The organism is Streptomyces sp. VNUA24 (genome assembly GCF_029167005.1).
In the GTDB taxonomy this organism is placed as follows: Bacteria; Actinomycetota; Actinomycetes; order Streptomycetales; family Streptomycetaceae; genus Streptomyces; species Streptomyces scabiei.
The window spans coordinates 9,873,046-9,892,214 of sequence record NZ_CP119143.1 but is presented as its reverse complement, the minus strand read 5'-3'; the positions used below and the strand labels follow the sequence as shown (position 1 = coordinate 9,892,214).

General features: G+C 75.6%; 11 protein-coding genes. 6 read left to right on the top strand and 5 right to left on the bottom strand.

Going from position 1 to position 19,169, the window contains the following annotated elements:
* Positions 1 to 514 precede the first annotated feature (514 nt).
* The 5 genes from PYR72_RS42575 to PYR72_RS42555 all read left to right on the top strand — a co-directional run bounded on the left by PYR72_RS42575 (position 515) and on the right by PYR72_RS42555 (position 13,232).
* A complete protein-coding gene (locus PYR72_RS42575) occupies positions 515 to 1,381 on the top strand; it encodes a DUF4132 domain-containing protein (protein ID WP_275460251.1) in 867 nt (288 codons plus the stop codon).
* Positions 1,378 to 6,285, top strand: coding sequence for a DNA-binding protein (locus PYR72_RS42570; RefSeq protein ID WP_275460250.1), 4,908 nt, complete (start codon positions 1,378 to 1,380; stop codon positions 6,283 to 6,285). The genes PYR72_RS42575 and PYR72_RS42570 overlap by 4 nt, the downstream gene beginning before the upstream one ends.
* Positions 6,286 to 6,376: 91 nt before the next feature.
* Entirely contained in the window at positions 6,377 to 7,537 is a 1,161-nt protein-coding gene (locus PYR72_RS42565; protein ID WP_059084887.1) for an AAA family ATPase, read from the top strand.
* Positions 7,534 to 11,259: a DUF5682 family protein gene (locus PYR72_RS42560; RefSeq protein WP_275460249.1), complete on the top strand. Its 3,726-nt coding sequence runs from the start codon at positions 7,534 to 7,536 to the stop codon at positions 11,257 to 11,259. The genes PYR72_RS42565 and PYR72_RS42560 overlap by 4 nt, the downstream gene beginning before the upstream one ends.
* Positions 11,256 to 13,232 (top strand): SWIM zinc finger family protein, encoded by a 1,977-nt coding sequence (locus PYR72_RS42555; RefSeq protein WP_275460248.1) that lies wholly within the window; start codon positions 11,256 to 11,258, stop codon positions 13,230 to 13,232. The genes PYR72_RS42560 and PYR72_RS42555 overlap by 4 nt, the downstream gene beginning before the upstream one ends.
* A gap of 70 nt (positions 13,233 to 13,302) precedes the next feature.
* Here the strand turns inward: PYR72_RS42555 and PYR72_RS42550 are convergent, their stop codons facing one another.
* The 4 genes from PYR72_RS42550 to PYR72_RS42535 all read right to left on the bottom strand — a co-directional run bounded on the left by PYR72_RS42550 (position 13,303) and on the right by PYR72_RS42535 (position 17,601).
* The gene (locus tag PYR72_RS42550; protein WP_275460247.1) at positions 13,303 to 14,334 is read right to left on the bottom strand and encodes an ion transporter; all 1,032 of its coding nucleotides are present in this window, start codon (positions 14,332 to 14,334) and stop codon (positions 13,303 to 13,305) included.
* 129 nt (positions 14,335 to 14,463) lie between these two features.
* Entirely contained in the window at positions 14,464 to 15,486 is a 1,023-nt protein-coding gene (locus tag PYR72_RS42545; protein WP_275460246.1) for a hemolysin family protein, read from the bottom strand.
* The gene (locus tag PYR72_RS42540) at positions 15,483 to 16,826 is read right to left on the bottom strand and encodes a hemolysin family protein (RefSeq protein WP_275460245.1); all 1,344 of its coding nucleotides are present in this window, start codon (positions 16,824 to 16,826) and stop codon (positions 15,483 to 15,485) included. The genes PYR72_RS42545 and PYR72_RS42540 overlap by 4 nt, the downstream gene beginning before the upstream one ends.
* Positions 16,827 to 16,995: 169 nt before the next feature.
* Positions 16,996 to 17,601: a TetR/AcrR family transcriptional regulator gene (locus PYR72_RS42535; protein WP_275460244.1), complete on the bottom strand. Its 606-nt coding sequence runs from the start codon at positions 17,599 to 17,601 to the stop codon at positions 16,996 to 16,998.
* Positions 17,602 to 17,776: 175 nt separating this feature from the next.
* On the opposite strand from PYR72_RS42535, the gene PYR72_RS42530 reads away from it, so the two are divergent.
* Complete coding sequence (locus PYR72_RS42530; RefSeq protein ID WP_275460243.1) at positions 17,777 to 18,253, top strand: tautomerase enzyme; 477 nt, start codon at positions 17,777 to 17,779, stop codon at positions 18,251 to 18,253.
* Positions 18,254 to 18,521: 268 nt separating this feature from the next.
* Here PYR72_RS42530 and PYR72_RS42525 read toward each other — a convergent pair whose 3' ends face one another.
* Positions 18,522 to 19,112, bottom strand: a complete 591-nt coding sequence (locus PYR72_RS42525) for a TetR/AcrR family transcriptional regulator (RefSeq protein WP_275460242.1) — start codon at positions 19,110 to 19,112, stop codon at positions 18,522 to 18,524.
* Positions 19,113 to 19,169 lie beyond the last annotated feature (57 nt).

The following is a 19,169-nucleotide window of genomic DNA, read 5'->3' as shown; positions in this document are numbered from 1 at the left end:
CCGCCTCAGCGTCCGTCGCCTTTCCGTGATCCCCACCATAGGAGCCCACGGCCCCGCGGGCGCGGTCCCGTTTCAGGAAAACCGGCAGATAACGCACGTTTGTGCGATATAGGGGCTCTGACACCCGGAAAGGGTCACGGTGTGGCACCGCTCCGTGGCCGTGCGGACGTCGCACCCACCCCGGGCCGCTGCGGAGGGTGAGCGCGCCCGGCGGTACGGCGGCGCCCCGGGGCCGACCCCGGTGACTGGCCGGTAATACGTACTCCGGTTACGTAGGACTACGGATGCGGCGGCGCGGCCGCTTCGGTTGGCTTGCCGGACGCCGAGGGGTTCCCGTCGTGCGCCCGCTCGCGGTCGGGGGCTCCCGGCGCGTCGCGGGAGGCTTCTCGGGAGGGGCCCCGCAGCGATTGTCAGTGGCTGCCGCTAGCGTTCCGCACATGGTCGCACGTGGGCCGGGATTCCCCGGCTGAACTGTGCTTTCTTCCTGTGCAATTGACGCTAGGGGCTGGGGTACGTGGGTTGGCTGTCGGCGGGCGACGGGTATGAAGTCGCCCTTGTGGAGGGGCGGGTGGCGGCGCGAGCCACCTCGGGCCGGGCGGCGGGACGGCAGTTGAAGTCGCTGCCGAAGGCGCTCAAGGACCACCCGGAGGTGGACCGGCTGCGGCGGTTCGCCGAATGGCTGGATCGGCACGCGGCGGCGTGCGTCACGCAGGTGGACGCCTGGATGGTGTCGTCACTGCCCGTACCCACCGGTCTGCTGGCCCGGGTGTGGCCGGACGAGGCGTGGCAGAGCGCGCTGCGGGACCTCGCGGTGGTCGGCGACGACCCGGACGAGGTCGGCTTCCTGCGGGGGGCCACCGACTCCGGCGAACTGCGGGTCGTGAACCTGGACGGCGAGACGGTCCGCCTCTCCCCGCGCACGGTGACCCTGCCGCACCCGGTGCTGCTGCCGGACCTCGACGACATCCGGGAGTTCGCGGCGGAGCTGGGCATCGTCCAGCGCGTCGAGCAGATACACCGCGCGACCTGGCGCCGGCCGGCGGATCTCGCCGCCAAGGCCACCCAGGTACGGGACTTCACCGGGGGCAGGTTCCGCTCCCGGTTCGCCCTCGCCGCCCGCGCCACCTCCCTCGGGTACCGCGTCTCCGGCGGGTACGCCACCGCCCGCGTCCGGGACGGCGAGCGCACCGTCGAAGCCTCCGTGTGGATCGGGGAGCCGTACTGGGACGACGAGGTGGAGACCGGCAGCCTGACCTGGCAGGACCGGGACGGCCGCGCCCTGCCACTGGCCGAGGTGGGCCCGGTGGCCTGGTCGGAGGGGATGCGGATGGCCTCGGCGCTGCACGCCGGGCGCGTGATCGAGGAGGGCAAGGACGTATGAACGGGGGCGAGGCTGTGTCGTACGAGGAGATGCTGGCCGCGGGCGGGGTACTGCCGGCCGACACCGAGGGGGCCGGGGAACGGGCGGTGCCGCTGACCGCGCGGACCTACCGCCATCCGGGCCTGGACGACCGGGTGGTGGTACGACTGGTCGCCGGGGAGCTGGGCGCGGCGGAGGATCTGGCCGCCGGGTTCCTCGGTCTGGAGCAGGACGCGGAGCCGGCGGTCGTGGGGCTCGGGCTGCGGCAGTCGCTGGGCTTCCCCGAGTGGGTGCTGGTGCACCACCCGGCGGACGGTCACCACGCGCTGGGCATCGTTCCGGACCTGGAGCGGGCGGCCCGGCAGGCCCGGACCAAGCCCAAGGCGGCCATGGACGCCTATCTGGAGCTGGGCGACCGGCTCGCGGCGTCGGTGCCGCACTTCCTGCCGACGTTCTACGAGCAGGCCGGGCGGGTGTTCCTCGCGGAGGAGAACGCCACCTACGCGGCCCAGTTGTTCACCCGCGCCCGCAAGGCCGAGGCGGAGCACGGGCTGGTCGTCGAGGAAGAGCGGCTCGACGCCGTGTTCCTGGAGTTCGCGCTGGCCGGGGCGCTCCCGGTGAAGGTGCTGTCGGCGTACGCGAAGGAGCTGGCCGCGCGGGTCCCCGCCGAGGAGGCGCTGCGGCGCTTCACCCGGCTGTGCCTGCGCCGCACGGCGGGCGGTCTGCCGCCGTCGGCGCAGATGGCGAACGACCTGCGCAGGCTGGCCCGCGCCGCCGGTCTCGACGCCGACGTGACCGAGCAGGACTATCTGGCCGAGCTGCTGACCCTGCCGTCCACGCTGCGCGCGGCGGCCGGCTGGTGGAAGGGGCACCGCACGGCGCTGGTGGCGCTGGCCGCGCGGGAGCCGAAGGTGCGCGGCACCCTGCTGGACACGCTCCCCTCGTCCACCGACGAGGACCTGCCCGCGATGTGGCTGGACCTCCTGGAGGTCTCCGGCGCCACGGCCGCGCTGTGGGACGGCTCCCTGCCCGCGGACCGGCGTCCGCACGACGGTACGGCGGGCTGGCTGGAGCGGTTCCTGGTGTTCCGGGAGCGTGCGCGGTCCTGGCGCGGCTCCACCCGGATGCCCGAGCTGTACCCGCTGGTGGAGCGGGCGGCGGACCAGCTGCGGACCGAACTTGCCTCGTCGGCACGCGAGTTGACGGTCACGCACGACATCGACCTGATGGACCTGCTGCTGTCCCTGGACGTGCCCGTGGCCGCGCCGGCGAAGGCCACCGCGCTGCCGCTGGAGCAGTGGGCGCCGGGTGAGGGCCACCGCGAGCTGCTGTCGCTGAGCGCGGACTCCCGCTTCCACGAAGCCTTCCTGCTGGGCGCGGACCGGTTCGGCGACGACGACTCCGGGCGGCGCGCGATCCGTGTGCTGGCCGCCTCCCCGGGCGGGCGCCCGCTGCTGGCGCGCTGGGTGAGCGGGGTCGTCCGGCGGTTCACCGCCGTGGGCCTGCCCCAGCTGCCCGACGCCCTCACCCGGCTGAAGTGGCTGCCGGCCGAGGCGCTGGCGCTGGCCGAGGACGAGGTCCGCGCGGCCGTCGCCACCGACCTGGCACCGGTGCTGGCGCGGACCCTGCGCGCCGGGCTCTTCGACGAACTGGGCTGGCCCGCCTGGGAGGACGCCACCGCCGGCCTCGTCCCGAAGGACGACGTCGAGGACATCATCGTCGCCGACGCCTGGCCGCATCTCGTCGTGGCCGGCGGCGCCCAGGCCCGCGTGATCGGCGCGGAGGGCACCCTGCTCACCCACGACCTGCGCATCCCGGCGAACGACCGCTGGGGCGACCCGGGCTTCCACCACGTGGACGGCGAACTGCTCGTCTACTGGCGGTCCCGCAACAACGGGCTGCGCGGCTACTGGCACACCCGCGCCGACAGCCCCCGGACCATGGAGGGCCCGGGCGGCACCCGGGGCACCGAGATGGACTGGTACAAGGCCGACCTGCGGCTCACCCTGCCCCTGCCGGGCGGCGGCCGGGCCACCGGCGCGGGCGTCCTGCACACCGGGGACACCACGGTCCCCGAGGAGCGGTGGCTGCTCTTCGACGGCGCCTCGTACTGGGTGTGGCACGCGGAGGGCGAGCAGGACACCCACGGCTTCCACGAGTACGACCCGGTCACGAACACGCGCGGGCGCCGCAGCCTGCCCGCGTTCCTGTCCGACGCGCTGCGTGACGCCCCCGAGGGCAGCACCTACGAGAGCGGCTGGCTGGGCCCCTCCCCGACCGTCGGCCGCACCCCGGCCTCGGCTCCCGTGGACGGCGTGGTCGGCATCCGCACGATCCGGCTGCCCGACGGCTCCCGGCGCACCCAGGACCTCGCCGGACACACTGTCACCCTGCCCGCCGACCGGGGCCGGGCGGCCGCGCTGGTGGTGTTCCCGGGCGACGACCGGGCCCGTGCGGTCGTCCGCAACGGCTGGCAGCTGGAGATCGTCGACACCGACGGCGTCGTCACCTCCGTCGCGAAGACGGACCGTACGCCGGGCGTCTTCGGCGAGGGCACGCTGCTGCTGCCGCCGGTGCAGTTCTGGGAGTGCATGACCGCCCGGGACCCGAAGGGCTCCGCCGCGCTGCGCCGCGTCGACGGGGCGACCACGCAGGCCCTGCTGGCGGCCGCCGCCGAGGAGGACAAGGAGGCGCTGCCCACCGCGATCCGCGCGCTGCTGCCGGTCACGCACGACGCGCTCGTCGCGGGCATCGCCGGAGTGGTACGCCACGCGGCCGGCCAGCAGGCCGTCCTCGACGGGGCCGCGGCGCGGCTCACCCGGGCGCTCGACGGGGGCCTGGTGGAGGAGGGACCCGCCGGACCGGCGGACACCGTGCTCCAGCAGGCCCTGAGCGGCGTCGGCGGATCGGCCGGCTACTGGTGGAACCGGGACGACCAGGCGGACACCGTCTTCCGCGCCCTGCGCACCCTCACCAGGGCCGCCGGGCTCGACGGGACCGCCGTGCCGCAGGAGCGTGCCGTACGCCTCCACCTCGACGGGACCGGGCTGCCGACCGGGCGTCCCGAGGTGCCGACGCTGATCGACCGGGTGTGCGCCCTGGCGTTCCGGGCCGCGGCCCTCACCACCACGGAGGACCACCGCGAGGTACTGCGGACGCTGCTCGAACGGCTCGACGCCCTGGGCCTCGGGAACGACGGCGCGTCCACCCGCTGGCGCGAGGTGACCCTGCGGCTGGGGGCCGACCAGCTGCGCACCCCGTCGGGGGCATGGCGCGAGGGCTCCTGGGACGGGCTCCTGCCGCTGGGCGGCGGCGCGTTCCTGGCGATCGTGGAGCACGGCTCACCGGACAACGACGGCTGCACCTTCCGCGGGTACCTCCACGACCCGGCGGAGCGGTTCGACACACCGGAGCCCTACACGCTCCAGAAGTCGACCCCTCTGGGCACGGCGGGGGACGCGCCCTGGATCGGCGGGTTCCTGGCGGAGCTGGCCGCGCGCGGGCCGGCACCCTGGTTCCCCGAGGCCGCCGAGGAGTTCGCCCGGCTGACCGGCGTCACCGAGACGGTGGCCCGGCTGCTCGTGGCCGGGCTTCCGGGGATCGACGTCCACCAGCGCACGTTCCTGGCCACGGAGGCGCGCCAGGCCCTCGGGGTCAAGGCCGCCCCCGCCGCCGTCGCCAAGGACGAGCTGCAGGGCGTCGACAGCGCGGTCCGCGCGGCGGTGGTCGGCGCGCTGCTGCCCGACGACCCCGCCGGTCTGTGGACCGACGGACCGAACGTGGCCGCCGCGGCCGAGGTGTGGAACAGCGAGGTCGGCAGGCGGACGGCCGTGCCGGAGGACGTGCTCGCCGACGCGCTGCGCGCGGTCAGGCACGCGCGGTGGAACGTGCGCGAGGCCCTGCCCGCGCTGCTGCACCCGGCCGGGGAGCCGCGGCTCACCCAGGACCTGGAATGGGCGGTCAAGGGCGACCGGGTCCGGCCGGTGCCGGACGACGCGGTCGGTTTCACGGCGGACACGCTGGTCGGCTCGGTCGGGCTGGCCGCCTGGCTCGCCCACCGCCTGCCCGCGGGCGACCCGCTCCGGGCCGCGCTGCCCGTCGCCCTCACCGCCGTACGGGAGCGGCTCGCCCACCCCGGACTGGTGCTCGACCTCGGCCGGTACATCAGCATCACCCAGTTCCGGAAGACGGCCGGCACCCCGACCGAGACCGGTGAGGGCTTCGAGCGGTACGGCGCCGTCGTCCTCGCCACCCACGACGACCAGCCGTCGCCGGGCGTCCGGGTCGCGCTGCTCGACGAGGCCGGCCAGGACCCCTACCTGCCCGCGCTGCGGGTGGACGATCAGCGGCCCTACGCGGCCGAGGTCGCGTTGCGCCTGGCCCGCTCCGCCCCGTTCGGGGCCCTGCTCGACGACCCGGGCGCGCCGCTCGCCGGCGAGCGCGCCGCGGACGGCACCTGGTGGCCGCAGGACCCGAGCCGTTCGGTGCCCGACCTGGTCACCGAGGTGGCGAAGGAGTACGGCATCGGCGAGGACGCCGCCACGCTCTACCTGATGCTGCTCGCCATGCCCGACCCGACGGACCGTATGACGGCCCGTTGGACCGGGTGGAAGCCGGCCCGGCTCAAGGCGGCCCGAGCCGAACTGGCCGGGGGCGAGCTGGTGGTGGAGGCCAGTCGCACCAGGGCGGGGCGGTCGCTGTTCCTGCCCGGAGCCTGGGTCGACCCGAAGGCGCCGCGTCTGCCGCTGGAGCGGTGGAAGCTGCCGCTGTTCGGCGAGCTGATGACCGACGAGCACGCCACGTTCGGCGTGATCGTGCCGACCGAACCGGCCGCCGAGCTGTACCGCAGGGCCTGGCAGCGCGTCCAGGACGGCGACGCGCCCCGGTTCGAGGAACTGAAGGTACGGCGCGGCCGCCGCCGCTGACGGGCCCGGGGGCGCCCCGCGGCGGGGCGCCCCCGCCACCCGCACACCAGAACGACCCACCGACCCACCGACCCACCGAGCAAGGACATCCATGACCCCGACCGACACGGCGACGGCCCTCCCGGCCCGGCAGACCCTGCCCGCCGAGGAGCGCCACGCCACCGAACTCGACTTCCTCGCCGCCCACGACCAGGGCCCCCGCCCGCCCGGCTGGCGGCTGACCCCGCGTTCCGTGGTCACCTTCGTCTGCGGCAGCGGCGGCGAGACCCTGAAGCTGCCCAAGCCGCACGAGACGCTGCCCGAGAAGCTGGTGATCGCGCCCAAGTTCGTCGGCGAGCGCGCCCTGGTCGAGCGGTGCGTGGTCACCCTCGCCGGTGAACGGGGTCTGCTGCTGGTCGGCGAGCCCGGTACGGCCAAGTCGATGCTCTCCGAGCTGCTGTCGGCCGCCGTGTGCGGCACCAGCGCGCTGACCGTGCAGGGCACCGCGGGCACCACCGAGGACGCCTTCCGCTACGGCTGGAACTACGCCCTGCTGCTCGCCCAGGGCCCCACCCCGCAGGCGCTGGTCGACTCGCCCGTGCTCGGCGCCATGCGCTCGGGCCGGGTGGCACGGGTCGAGGAGATCACCCGCTGTCTGCCCGAGGTGCAGGACGCGCTGGTGTCGATCCTGTCCGACCGGCGGGTGAGCGTGCCCGAGCTGTCCGGCACGGACGACGCCCAGGTCCCGGCCGCGCCCGGGTTCACCGTCATCGCCACGGCCAACCTGCGCGACCGGGGCGTCTCGGAGATGTCGGCGGCGCTCAAGCGGCGCTTCAACTTCGAGACCGTGCACCCGATCGCGGACGTGGACGCCGAGACCGCCCTCGTCCGGCGGCAGGCGGAGGCGGCCGTGCAGCGGGCGGGCGCGGCCTTCGGCGTGGACGACGCCGTGCTCGACGTGCTGGTGACCGTCTTCCGCGATCTGCGCGAAGGGCGCTCCGCCGAGGGCTGGGACGTGGAGCGTCCCGGCACGGTGATGTCCACCGCCGAGGCCGTGCAGGTCGCGGCCTCGCTCGGGGTGGCCGCCGCGTATCTGCCCGGCGGGGACGCCCTCGACCTCGTCCCCGGCCACCTGCTGGGTGTGGTCCGCAAGGACGACCCGGCCGACCACGCCCGGCTGCTCGGCTACTGGGACGGGCCGGTGCGGCGCCGCGCCGAGGACGGCTCGGCGATGTGGCGCCGCCTGTGGGACCTGCGGGAGAACCTTCGGTGACGACCACTCAGGACCCGAGGGCGGCCGTCACGGCCCTCGCCGACTCCGCCGCGCCGTACCTGCTGGGCGTACGGCACCACAGTCCGGCCCTCGCCGCGGCCGTCCCCGCCCTGCTGGACGCCTCGGGCGCCGAGGTGGTGTGCGTGGAGCTGCCGGCCGACTTCCAGCACTGGCTCCCCCATCTCGCCGCCCCCGGCACCCTGGCACCGGTCGCGCTGGCCGGGGCGAGCGAGGGGGGACGGCTCGGCTTCTACCCGTTCGCCGACTTCTCCCCCGAACTCGCCGCGCTCCGCTGGGCGCGTGAGCGGGGGGTGGAGGTGATCTGCTGCGACCTGCCGATGTCGGATCCGGCGTGGAGCGCGGAGGCGACCGGGCCGGGCCCGGCCACCCTCCCCGCACCGCCCGCGGACGACCCGGCAGCCGGACCCGCGGACGACACCGTCGCACCGGCGGACGGCCCCGCCCCGCCCGCCGACACGCGGAGCGCGGTCGCCGCTCCCGCCGCCCCGCCCACCGCGTTCGCGGCCGCGCTCACCGCCGCCGGGACGGGGCGCGACGGCGACGACCTGTGGGACCGGTGTGTGGAGGTGCTCGCCCCCGGCTGCGCCCCCGAGGCGATCCGCCGTGCGGCGCTCGGCGTGGGATGGGCGCTGCGCCGCGATGCCGAGTCGGCGGGCGGCGTGCCGTCCGTGGACCTGGCCCGCGAGGCCCACATGCGGGCCACCGTCGCCCGCGCGGCGGCGGGGGGTCGCCGGGTCGCGGCCGTGATCGGCGCCTTCCACGCCCCGGCCCTCACCGACGGGCTCGACGACGGGTCCGCCGACGGCCCGGCCGAGGGCGGGAGCGGGGCGCCGGTCACACGTACGGTCGACGCCCCCGGCCGGGCCCGGGCGGCGGGGCTCGTCGCGGAGCACCCGCCCGTCGTCACCTCGCTGGTCCCGTACGCCTTCGACCTGCTGGACTCCCGTTCCGGGTACCCGGCGGGCATCCGGGACCCGCGCTGGCAGCAGGCGGTGTTCACGGCCGGGGGCGACCCCGACCTGCTGCGCGGCGCCGCCGCGCGGGCGATCACCGACGTGTGCCGGGAGCTGCGCGCCGCCGGACACACCGCGGGCACCGGGGAGGCCACCGAGACGCTGCGGATGGCCTGCGACCTGGCCGCCCTCCGAGGGCTGACCGCTCCCGGCCGGGGCGAGGTCCTGGAGGCGCTGACGACCGTCATGGGCCAGGGCGAACCGCTCGGCCGGGGCCGGGCCCTCGCCCGGGCCCTCGACGTGGTCCTGGTCGGCACCGACCGGGGCCGGATCGCGCCGGGCACCCCCCGCTCCGGCCTCGGCCCCTCGGTGGAGGCGGAGCTGGCCGCGCTGCGGCTGCCCGGCCCGGACGACCCCGCCTCGCGCGAACTGCGCCTGGACCCGCTCCGCTCGGCCCTCGACAGCCGCCGCGAGACGCTGCTGCAACGTCTCGCGGTGTGCGGCGCGGGCTACGGCGAGGCCGTGGAGGTGGCCGGCACGGGCGACGGTACGGCGCTCACCACCCGGTGGCGGCTGTCCTGGACGCCCGCGGTCCCCGTACGGCTGGACCTGGCCGGGATACGGGGCGTGACCGCGGCCCTGGCCGCCGAGGGCACGCTGCGGGAGACCTTCCGCCGGGAGTCGGCGGACGGCGGGCCCACCTGCGCCCTGGTGCTCGCCGGGCTCCGCGCGGCGGCCCGCTGCGACCTGCCCGCGCTGGTCGCCGACCGCCTGGCGGACGCCGCCGCCGTCCTCCCGGCGGCGGCCACCCTTCCCGAACTCCTCGAAGCGCTCGACCTGTTGGAGGCACTGCGGCGGGGCCATCTGCCCGGCACCACCGCCGAGGGCAGGCTGTCGGCGGCCGAGCTGGCCGTCGACCTCCTGGAGGCGGCCGTCCGCGCGCTGCCCGGCCTCGCGGGCAGCGACCAGCCGGAGGACGCCGCCGCGCTCGTCGCGCTCGCCTCACGGGCCGGTGACCACCGCCTCGGTCTGCGCATGGACGACGCCCTGGGCACCCTCGCGCGCACCGGCTCCCCGCTGGTCCAGGGCGCGGCGCTGGCCGCCCGCGTCCTGCTCGACCTCGACGCCGCCGACACGCTCGGGGAGCGTGCCGCGGGCTGGATCGACACGGCCACCGGCCCCGACGGCCGGCTCGCGCTGGCCCGTCGGCTCAGCGGCCTGCTCAGCGGCGCGGCACCCCTCCTCCAGTCCGCGCCGAAAGCGCTGGACCCGCTGCTCGACCGTATCGACACGCTCACCGACCAGGGGTTCCTGGACCGGCTGCCCGCCCTTCGCGGCGGCTTCGACACACTCACACCGGCCGGCCGCGACCGTCTTCTCGACACCGTGACCGAGCGCCTCGGCGACCGGCTGGACCTGTCGCTCGGCGCGTCACCGGCGCTCCTCGCCCTGTGGACGGCTGCCGACAGAGCGGGCCTGGCGGCCGTCGACCGGCTGCGGCTGCCGGCCCGCACGGAACCGGTGGGGCGCTCCGAGGACACGGCCGACACCGCGGCTCCGGAGACGCCCGCCGACCCGGCGGCCCCCGTCGCCCCGGCGGAGCCGGGGACGCCGGACCCCCTCCACCTCACCCCCACCGACCGCTGGCGGCTGCTCCTCGGCCGGGAGAGCGAGAAGCTGCCGCAGGGTGCCCGCCGTTACGCGCACGCCCTGGACGAGCTGTACGGCACCGGCCGGGGCGAGGGTTCCTCGGACCTGGGCCGGGAGGGCGGCCGGAGCCGGGCCGGCGGTCAGGACACGTCGTTCCCCACGGCCCGGGAGTGGGCCGAGGAGCTGGACGCGCTGTTCGGCGCGGAGGTCCGCGAGGAGGTGCTGGCGCGGGCCGCGGACCAGGGCCGCACGGACGTCCTGGCCGAGCTCGATCCCAAGGCCGTCCGTCCCTCGGTCGACCTGCTCACCTCGGTGCTCTCCCTCGCCGGAGGGATGCCGGAGCAGCAACTGGCCAGGCTGCGCCCGCTGGTCCGGCGTCTGGTCGACGAACTGGCGAAGGAACTCGCCACCCGGATGCGGCCGGCGCTCACGGGTCTGGCCACCCCGCGCCCGACCCGCCGCCCCGGAGGCCGGCTCGACCTGCCGCGCACCCTGCGGGCGAACCTGGCCCACACGCGCCGGACGGCGGACGGCCGGACCGTGGTGGTGCCGGAGCGGCCGGTGTTCAGCACCCGGTCCCGCAAGGAGGCGGACTGGCGGCTGATCCTCGTCGTCGACGTGTCGGGGTCCATGGAGGCATCCGTCATCTGGTCGGCGCTGACCGCGGCCGTGCTGGGCGGTGTGCCCACGCTGTCGACGCACTTCCTGGCCTTCTCGACCGACGTGATCGATCTGACCGACCGGGTCGACGACCCGTTGTCGCTGCTGCTGGAGGTGCGGGTCGGCGGCGGCACCCATATCGCGGCGGGGCTGGCCCACGCCCGTTCCCTGGTGACCGTGCCCAGCCGGACCCTGGTCGTGGTCGTGAGCGACTTCGAGGAGGGCTACCCGCTGGGCGGGCTGCTCGGCGAGGTACGGGCCCTCGCGGGTTCCGGGGTGCATCTGATGGGCTGCGCCGCCCTGGACGACACCGGCACCCCGCGCTACTCGGTGCCGGTCGCCCAGCAGCTCGTCGCGGCCGGGATGCCGGTCGCCGCCCTCAGTCCCCTCGCCCTCGCCCGCTGGGTGGGCGACCGCCTCCGCGGAGAGACCCGATGAACGCCGAACTGCCCCCGGCGGCGCCCGAAGTGGTGGCCGCCGCCGTCGAGAGCCTGACCTCACGGCTGCGCAAGAAGCTGGACGCCGCGATCGAGACGTACGCGGCCCTGCCCGTCACGGCCGACGGCGCGGCCCTGCGCGTCCGGTGCGGCGAGGACGCCGAGGTGACGCTGACTCCCGGACCCTCCGGTGCGGTCACCGACGCCGAGCGGGCGGTGTGCAGCTGTCTGCTCGCCCCCCGCTGTCTGCACCGGGCCGCGGTGCTGAGTGCCTGCCCGGTGGCCGACGCGGATGCCGAGGGCGTCGGGACGAGCGGGGCCGCGGCCGACGCGGTCGCCGAAACGGACGGACCGGCGGGCACGGGCACCGCCGACCCCGACGGCACCGACGGCGCCGACGGCACGACCAGCACCGGCGGCCCGGGCGGCCCCGCAGCAAACGACAGCGCCACCGACAGCGCCACCGCCACCCCGGGAACGCCCCACACCCCCGCGGCCGCGCCCCCCACGCCCGCCCAGACCGCAGCCGCCGCCGGGCTCTGGGCCGCCACCGCGGCCGTGCTCGCCGCCGGGGTCCCGGGGGCGGGCGCGGTGCCGCAGGCGGAGCTGCTGCGGGCCGCGCACACCGCACGGCTCGCGGGGCTGCATCGCGCCGAGGCGGCCGCCCTGCGGGTGGTGCGCGGACTGCGCGGCGCGCGCGCCCGGCACGAGGGCCACCGGCTGGCCGACCTCGTCGCCAACGTGCGCGAACTGCTGCTCACCACCGGCCTGCTGTCGGCGGCGGACCCCGATCCGGGCCTCGTCGGCACCGCCCGCCGCGCCTACCGGCCGGGCGGCAGCCTGCGGGTGCACGGGGTGTGCCGGGAACCGGTGATCTCGGCCACCGGCTACGGCGGTGTCGTCACCCACCTCGTGTCCGACGAAGGGGACTGGTTCTCGATCGCCGACGTCAGGCCGGGCGGCCCGGCGCGCGCCCGGGGCGCCGGCACGGCCACCGTCGCGCTCGGCTCCGGCACCCTCGACCACGCCGGGCTCTCGCGCGGCGGCCTGCTGGTCTCCGGCGCCACGCTCTCCCCGGACGGCCGCCTCGGCTCCGGCAAGGGCGTGCGGGCCACGCCGCTCCCGGGCCTGCCCTGGACATCGGGACCGCTCGCCGCCCTCTTCGCCCGGCCCCTGGCCGAGGCGGTCGCCGAACGGCTCGCCGTCGCCCCCGGAACCGATCCGGAACAGGCCGAGCGGACGGCCCGTCGGCTGATCGGCTGCGACCTGGTCCTCGTCGGGGCGGCGGGCGATCATCTGCTCGCCCGTGAGGTGTCGCCCGCCGGGGCCTCGACCGGTGACGGCCTCCTGGTCCGGCTGACTCCGGCGAACGGCCACCCGGACCTCGCCCACAGCGCCAACTTCCGTCAGCTCGCCGCCCGTCCCGGTCTGCGGCTGCGTGTGCTCGGCCGGCTCGAACCCGACCGGGCCGCCACGCTCCGCCCCCTCGCGGTCGGCCCGGCCCCGGACGCGGAGGCCACGCTGCGGCTGCCGGACGACTGGCAGGGCCACGCCGACCTGGGGTACGACCGCCTCCAGGGCGCGCACTTCCCGCCGCCCGACTCGCTGCCGGCCCCGGAGGGTCTCGTCGGTGTCCCGGCCGACCCGCTGGCCGATGCCCCGCTGTGGCGGCTGCGCCGGCTGGTCGAGGTCGCCGTCTCCGGGGGCCGCCGCGCGGTCGCCGAACCCGCCCGGGACGGCGACCGGAACGGAGCGGGCGCGGCTCTGCGCCGCAGCGGGTTCCACGCGGCCGCCGACCTGTCGAGCGCGCTCGCCGCGGAGGCCGACCGTCGCTCCCGGGACGTCTTCGGCCGCGTCACCGATCCCGACCCGGCCCCCTACGCCCGCGCCTGGCTGGCGACGGCGGTGTACCTGGCCGCCACCGAACGCGCCCTGGTCCAGGCCACCTGGCAGCCGGCGGCCTCCGGCACCTGACCGCGGACCGCCCCGCCCGCCGTGCCTGACGCGCCCGCCCCGGTCTCCCCGACCGGGGCGGGCGCGTCACTCAGACCCGGCCCGACGGCTCCGGCACCGGCTCATCCGTCTGCGGGTACGGGAGCGGCGGACAGCGCCGCTGGAGGCTGGATTCGAGGGCGTCGAGGGCCTGCCGTGCGGCCAGGACGCGGAGGAGGAGTTCGCGCTCGTCGGCGATGTGCCCCTCGACGTCCGGGCGCGCCGGACCCGGCGTGGGGAGCAACTCCCCCTGCGCGCGGCCCGGTTCCGCCTGCGCGCGCGTACGCTCCGCCTGCGCACGCTCCGCCTCCGCACGCGCCCGCTCCTCCTCTTCCCGTTCCATCTCGCGGGCCTCGTCGAGGGAGCTGATGACGACGCCGATGAGAACGTTGACCAGGACGAAGGAGGCGAACAGGACGTAGGAGGCGTAGTAGACGATGCTCCAGCGGGAGATCTCCAGCCCTGCGCGGACGGCGTCGCCGAGACCGTCCAGGGTCATGAGGAGGAAGAGGGTGAGGACGGCCCGGCCGAGGGAGCCGAAGTGTTCGGGGTCGTGCTCGGCGAAGAACACCCAGCCGACCATGGCATAGACGTACAGCACCAGGGCGCCGATGAGAAGGAAGCTGAAGGTGCCGGGCAGGCTGCGGCCCACGGCGACCATGAAGACGCGCAGCTGGGGCAGGAAGCGGGCGGTGCGCAGGACGCGGGCCAGGCGCAGCAGCCGCAGGACGGTGCCGTTGTCGCGGGCGAAGGGGAGGAAGGCGGAGGCCACGACGGCCAGGTCGAACAGGTTCCACGGGTCGCGCAGGAAGTCACGGGGGCGGTCGGCGTGCGCGCAGGCACGCACGAGTATCTCCGCGGTGAACGCGACCAGGAAGGCGTGCTCGGCGAGGCGTAACCAGGTGCCCCAGCCCGCCACCAGCGCGCTGTACGTCTCCACGCCCAGCAGCGCCGCGTTGGCGAGGATCAGGGCGAACACGGTGACGCCGAACCAGCGGGCCTCCGTGACGTCGCGGGCCCGTTCCGCGAGCGCCAGGCGGAGGGGCCGCCGGCCCGTGGTCGTACGGTCGTGCGGGTCGGTCATCCTGCTGTACCTGCTCCTTCGCGCAGCGCGACGTCCCGCCGGCCGGGGCGGCCGGCGGGACCGTTGGAACGATCACGCTCCAGGAGACTTCTACAGCACGGCCGCCGTGTGGTGCGCCGAGGGCGGCCGTCAGGCGGCCCGGGGTTGCAGATAGCGCGCCAGGAGGTCGTCCAGGGTGACCAGACCGGCCAGGCGCCCCGAGTCGTCGTGGACGACGGCGAGGGTGGCGCGATGCCTGCGCAGGACGTCGATCGCGTCGGCCACGGTCGCGTCGTCCGGCAGGCCCGGTACGGGCCGGGCGAGGGTCCGTACCGTGACGGCGCGGCCCTTCGTCCGGGCGACCAGGGCGTCGCGGGCGTGGACCGAGCCGAGGACGGTGCCGTCCCCGGCGCGGACGAGGAGACGGGTGCGGTCGTGCGCGGCGGCGGCGCGGAGCACGGCCTCGACGTCGGCGTCCGCGTCGACCGCGTTGATCTCCCCGGCGGGCACCACGAGGTCGCGCACCGGGGTCGCGGGCTCCGTCAGCGACCGGGTGATCAGCGCGGAGTCCGTCTCGCTGATCAGCCCGAGGCGCTGCGACTCCTCGACGAGATGCGTGAGCTGCTCGCGGTTGTGCACGGAGGTCAGTTCGTCGCGCGGGGTGACCTTGCACAGGCGTACGAGTGCGTTGCTGACCCGGTTGAGCACCCCGATCAGCGGTCGTACGGCCCTGACCACGGCCCGGAAGGACGGGGACAGCAGCATCGCGGAGCGCTCGGGGTGGGCGATGGCCCACGACTTGGGTGCCATCTCTCCGACCACCATGTGCAGGAACACCACGACCACCATGGCGACGACGAACGCCACGCCGTAGCTGAGGGCGCTGGGCAGGCCCAGGCGGTGCAGGAGGGGGTCGAGTTCGTGCGAGATGGCGGGTTTGGAGACGGAGCCGAGGCCCAGGGTGCAGACCGTGATGCCGAGTTGGGCGCCGGCCAGCATCAGCGACAGTTCGCGCATACCCGCGAGGGCGGCCTTGGCGCCGCGCTGCCCGGAGGCGGCGGCCTGTTCCATACGGTGGCGTTTGGCGGCGACGAGCGCGAACTCGGCGGCGACGAAGAACCCGCTGCCGATCAGCAGCAGGACGGTGGCGAAGAGTGCCATGGGGAAGCTCATGCCTGCTCCTCCTCGCGCTCACGCACGGGCACCCGCTCCAGACGGACCCGGCCCGGTACGTGCCGGTCGAGCGTGGTGACGTCGATGACGGCACGTCCGCCGTCGGGCAGGTCGACGGCGAGCCGGTCGCCGATGGCCGGGAAGCGGCCGAGCCGGTCCACGACCAGTCCGGCGACGGTGTCGTAGTCCTCCTCCTCGGGCAGGTGGAGGCCCGTTGCGTCGGCGACCTCGTCGAGGCGGCGCCCGGCGTCGACCAGCCAGCCGGTGCCGTCGGCGACGGCGAGTTCGGTGACGGTGTCGGACTCGTCGGCGATGTCGCCCACCAGTTCCTCGGCGATGTCCTCGTAGGTGACGATGCCGGCGACTCCGCCGTGCTCGTCCAGGACCACGGCGAACTCGTCGTCCTGCTCGCGCATCCGTGTCACGGCGTCCGGCAGCGGCAGGGTGTCCGGCAGCAGCAGGGGGCGGCGGGCGAGGGCGCCGGCGGTGGTGGCGGTGAGGGGTCCGGCGGGCAGCCGCATCAGCTCACGCACGCCGAGGACGCCGGTGACGTCGTCCGGGTGGTCGCCGAGCACCGGGTAGTTCGAGTGACCGTGCTCGGCGATCAGTTCCACCGCCTCGGCGGCGGAGGCGTCGTCGCGGACGAAGACGGCGGCCACCCTCGGCACCAGCACCTCGTCGAGGGTCCGCTCGGAGAACTCCAGGGCGTGGTCGAGCAGTTCGGCGGTGTCCTTGGGCAGTTCGCCCTGCTCGTGGGACTCGCCGATGAGGTGGCCCAACTCCTCCAGGGTCGCGCCGTGGTGCAGTTCCTCGACGGGCTCGATGCCCACCCTGCGCAGCAGCCGGTTGGCGGCGCCGTCGAAGACGTGCACGACCGGGCCGACGACCTTCAGGTAGGCGAGTGTGGAGGCGGCCAGGGACTTCGCCAGGCGTTCGGGGACGGCCAGCGCGAGGTTCTTGGGTGCCAGTTCGCCGAGGACCATCTGGACGACGGTGGCCGCCGTGAACGCGAGGACGACGGAGATCCCGCCGACCGCGCCCTCCGGGACCCCGAGGCCGGTCAGGGCCGGTTCGAGCAGGGCGGACACGGACGGTTCGGCGATGAAGCCGACGATCAGGCCGGTGACGGTGATGCCCAGCTGGGCGCCGGACAGCATGAACGACAGCCGTTCCAGCACGGTCAGGGCGCGGGCGGCCCGCCGGTCGCCCGCCGCCGCGTCGCGGGCGAGGGCGAGCCGGTCGGCGGAGACGTAGGCGAACTCCTGGGCGACGAAATAGCCGGTGCCGGCGGTGAGGACGAGGACGGCCAGCAGGCCCGTTACGGCGTACACGGCACTCATCGAGCACCACCTCGTCGCGTGCCGCGATCGGATCGATCAGCCGAGATTCGGCGAGGTGGTCGGGGACTGTGCCCCGGGGAGTCCGTCTGTCTGGCGGACACGGGCTTGCTCCTTCAGTAGGTGTGCAGCACGTGAACGATTCTGACCGGATCTTCGTTCCCGGCCGCGATCACCCCGGCCCGGCGCGGCGCGTGCCCTGTCCCCGGCCGGGCGCCCCCGTACGCAGGCCGCGCATGACGAGGTCGAAGAGACGGGCCGCGCGGGGCTGCCAGTCGCCCTGCGGGTCGAGCTGCCAGACGCCGGCGATGGCGAGGACGACGTCGTCGGCGGTCACGTCCGGGCGGATGGTTCCGGCGTCGTGGTTGGCCGTCAGCAGGCGTTCGATCGCGGCGACCAGGAGCGCGGAGCCGGGTTTCGCCGGGGCGCCCGTCGCGGCGGTGGCCCGGCGCAGCGCATCGGCCAGGCCGGCCTTGGCGGTGGCGTAGCGGGCGAGGTGGTCCAGCCATGCGCGCAGCGCCCGGTCGGGCTCCAGGGTGCGGAGCAACACGGCCGCACCGTCGACGAGTTGCTGCACCTCCTGGCGGTGGACCTCCAGGACGAGCGCCTCGCGGCTGGGGAAGTTGCGGTAGAAGGTGGCCTGCCCCACGCCCGCCTTCTTGGCGATCGTGCTGAGCGGGACGTCGGCGGAGCGCGCCAGTTCGGCCAGTGCGACCTTCAGGATGCGCTCGCGATTGCGCTGCGCGTCGGACCGCTGCGGCACCTCACTCGCCGACACCCCTCGCCCGCCCTTCCTGACGCACGCCCGGCACTGACGGACAGATGTCCACTTAGGGCGACCTTACCGCGACTTCCGGCCGGGAACGAACCCCCGGCCCACCGGTCCGGCCCGCCGGAGCACCCCATGGGGCGGTGTACGGTCTCCGCTATAACACTCGTCATAGGAGAGCGTCATGACCGTCATCACCGTGAACACCGTGCGGGGCAGGCTGAGCCCCGACCAGCGCCGGACGCTGGCGGAGACCCTGACGGACGCCGTGCTGGTGCCCGAGGTCGGCCGGTTCGCCCCGGCCGCGCGGGCCGGGTTCCAGGTGCACTTCGACGAGCGGGCGGGCGACATGGCCGCGATCGGCGGCCGGCTCCTGGCGGACGGCGAGCAGCCCGCCGACGCGATGGTGATCGACGTCACGGTGATGGACGGGGACTGGCGCCGGGAGGTCAGGGCGGAGGTCATCGAGCGCGTCCTGGCCGCGATGGCCGCGGCCTGCGGGGTCCCCGAGCCCTCGCCGACGTGGTGGGTCACCTTCCGGGTCGTCGACGAGGGCAGCTGGGGCTCCGGCCGCGGGGTCCTGTCGGTGCTGTCCCTCCTGGACAGCGGCGTGTTCACCGAGGAGAAGGCCATGGCGATCCGGGGAGCCGTCGGGGCCTGAGTCCACGGCCGGGCCCGCCGGGGCGAGCCCGGCCACCACGTCCGCGGTGCCACGGGCATGGGCCGACGCCCGCGGCACCTGCGAACGGCGACGAGGCCCCCCGAGCCCGCACGGCTCACGGCTCACGGCTCACGGCTCACGGCTCACGGCTCACGGCTCACGGCTCACGGCTCACGGCTCACGGCAGCGGCATCTCACCACACAGGCCCGGCAGGACAGAGCCCTCGACGGCGAACCCGGTCGCCGCCCGGTCACACCCCTGCCGGGCTCAGTCCCGGCCCTCGACGGCCTCGGCGATCAACGCCACCAACTGCTCTCCCACCTGGTCCAGCGGCCGAGCGCTGCGCTTGGCGCGGCACATGGCGGTGGCGCCCTCGACGGAGGCCACGACGAGGGCACCGAGGGCGGCCGACCGCTCAGGGTCGACGCCGTGGTCGCCCAGCGCGTCGGCGAGCAGCCGCTCCCAGCCGTCGAACGCCGCGGCGGCGGCACTGAGGGCCGCGGGGATCTCACCGTCCGGCGGCTCCTCGACGGACACCGCGAGGATGGGGCAGCCCACCCGGAACTCGCTGTCGACCACGATGCCGCGCCACAGGGCCAGGAAGGCACGGACCCCGTCGACGGGCCCGTCCTTCAGCGCCTTGCCCAGGGCACGGGCGATGGCCGTCTCCGCGTACCGCACGGCCTCGGTGGCCAGTTGCGCCTTGCCGTCGGGGAAGTAGTGGTACGTCGAACCGAGCGGCGCCTTGGCGTGCTTGGCGAGGTTCCGGATGCTCGCGGCGTGCAGCCCGCGTCTGCTGATCAGGTCGGCCGCCCCGGCCACGATGCGCTCACGGGACGGCGAGCCGCCGTGCGTCAAGATCGTAGTCCCCTCTGGTTATGTCGCTCGTCATAGTCTAGCGTGACCTCCGTCTAT

Bases quoted from the DNA above. Each gene is read 5' to 3' on its own strand.
- PYR72_RS42570 (WP_275460250.1), top strand. From the start codon at position 1,378: ATGAACGGGGGCGAGGCTGTGTCGTACGAGGAGATGCTGGCCGCGGGC.
- PYR72_RS42565 (WP_059084887.1), top strand. From the start codon at position 6,377: ATGACCCCGACCGACACGGCGACGGCCCTCCCGGCCCGGCAGACCCTG.
- PYR72_RS42555 (WP_275460248.1), top strand. From the start codon at position 11,256: ATGAACGCCGAACTGCCCCCGGCGGCGCCCGAAGTGGTGGCCGCCGCC.
- PYR72_RS42550 (WP_275460247.1), bottom strand. From the start codon at position 14,334: ATGACCGACCCGCACGACCGTACGACCACGGGCCGGCGGCCCCTCCGC.
- PYR72_RS42545 (WP_275460246.1), bottom strand. From the start codon at position 15,486: ATGAGCTTCCCCATGGCACTCTTCGCCACCGTCCTGCTGCTGATCGGC.
- PYR72_RS42540 (WP_275460245.1), bottom strand. From the start codon at position 16,826: ATGAGTGCCGTGTACGCCGTAACGGGCCTGCTGGCCGTCCTCGTCCTC.
- PYR72_RS42530 (WP_275460243.1), top strand. From the start codon at position 17,777: ATGACCGTCATCACCGTGAACACCGTGCGGGGCAGGCTGAGCCCCGAC.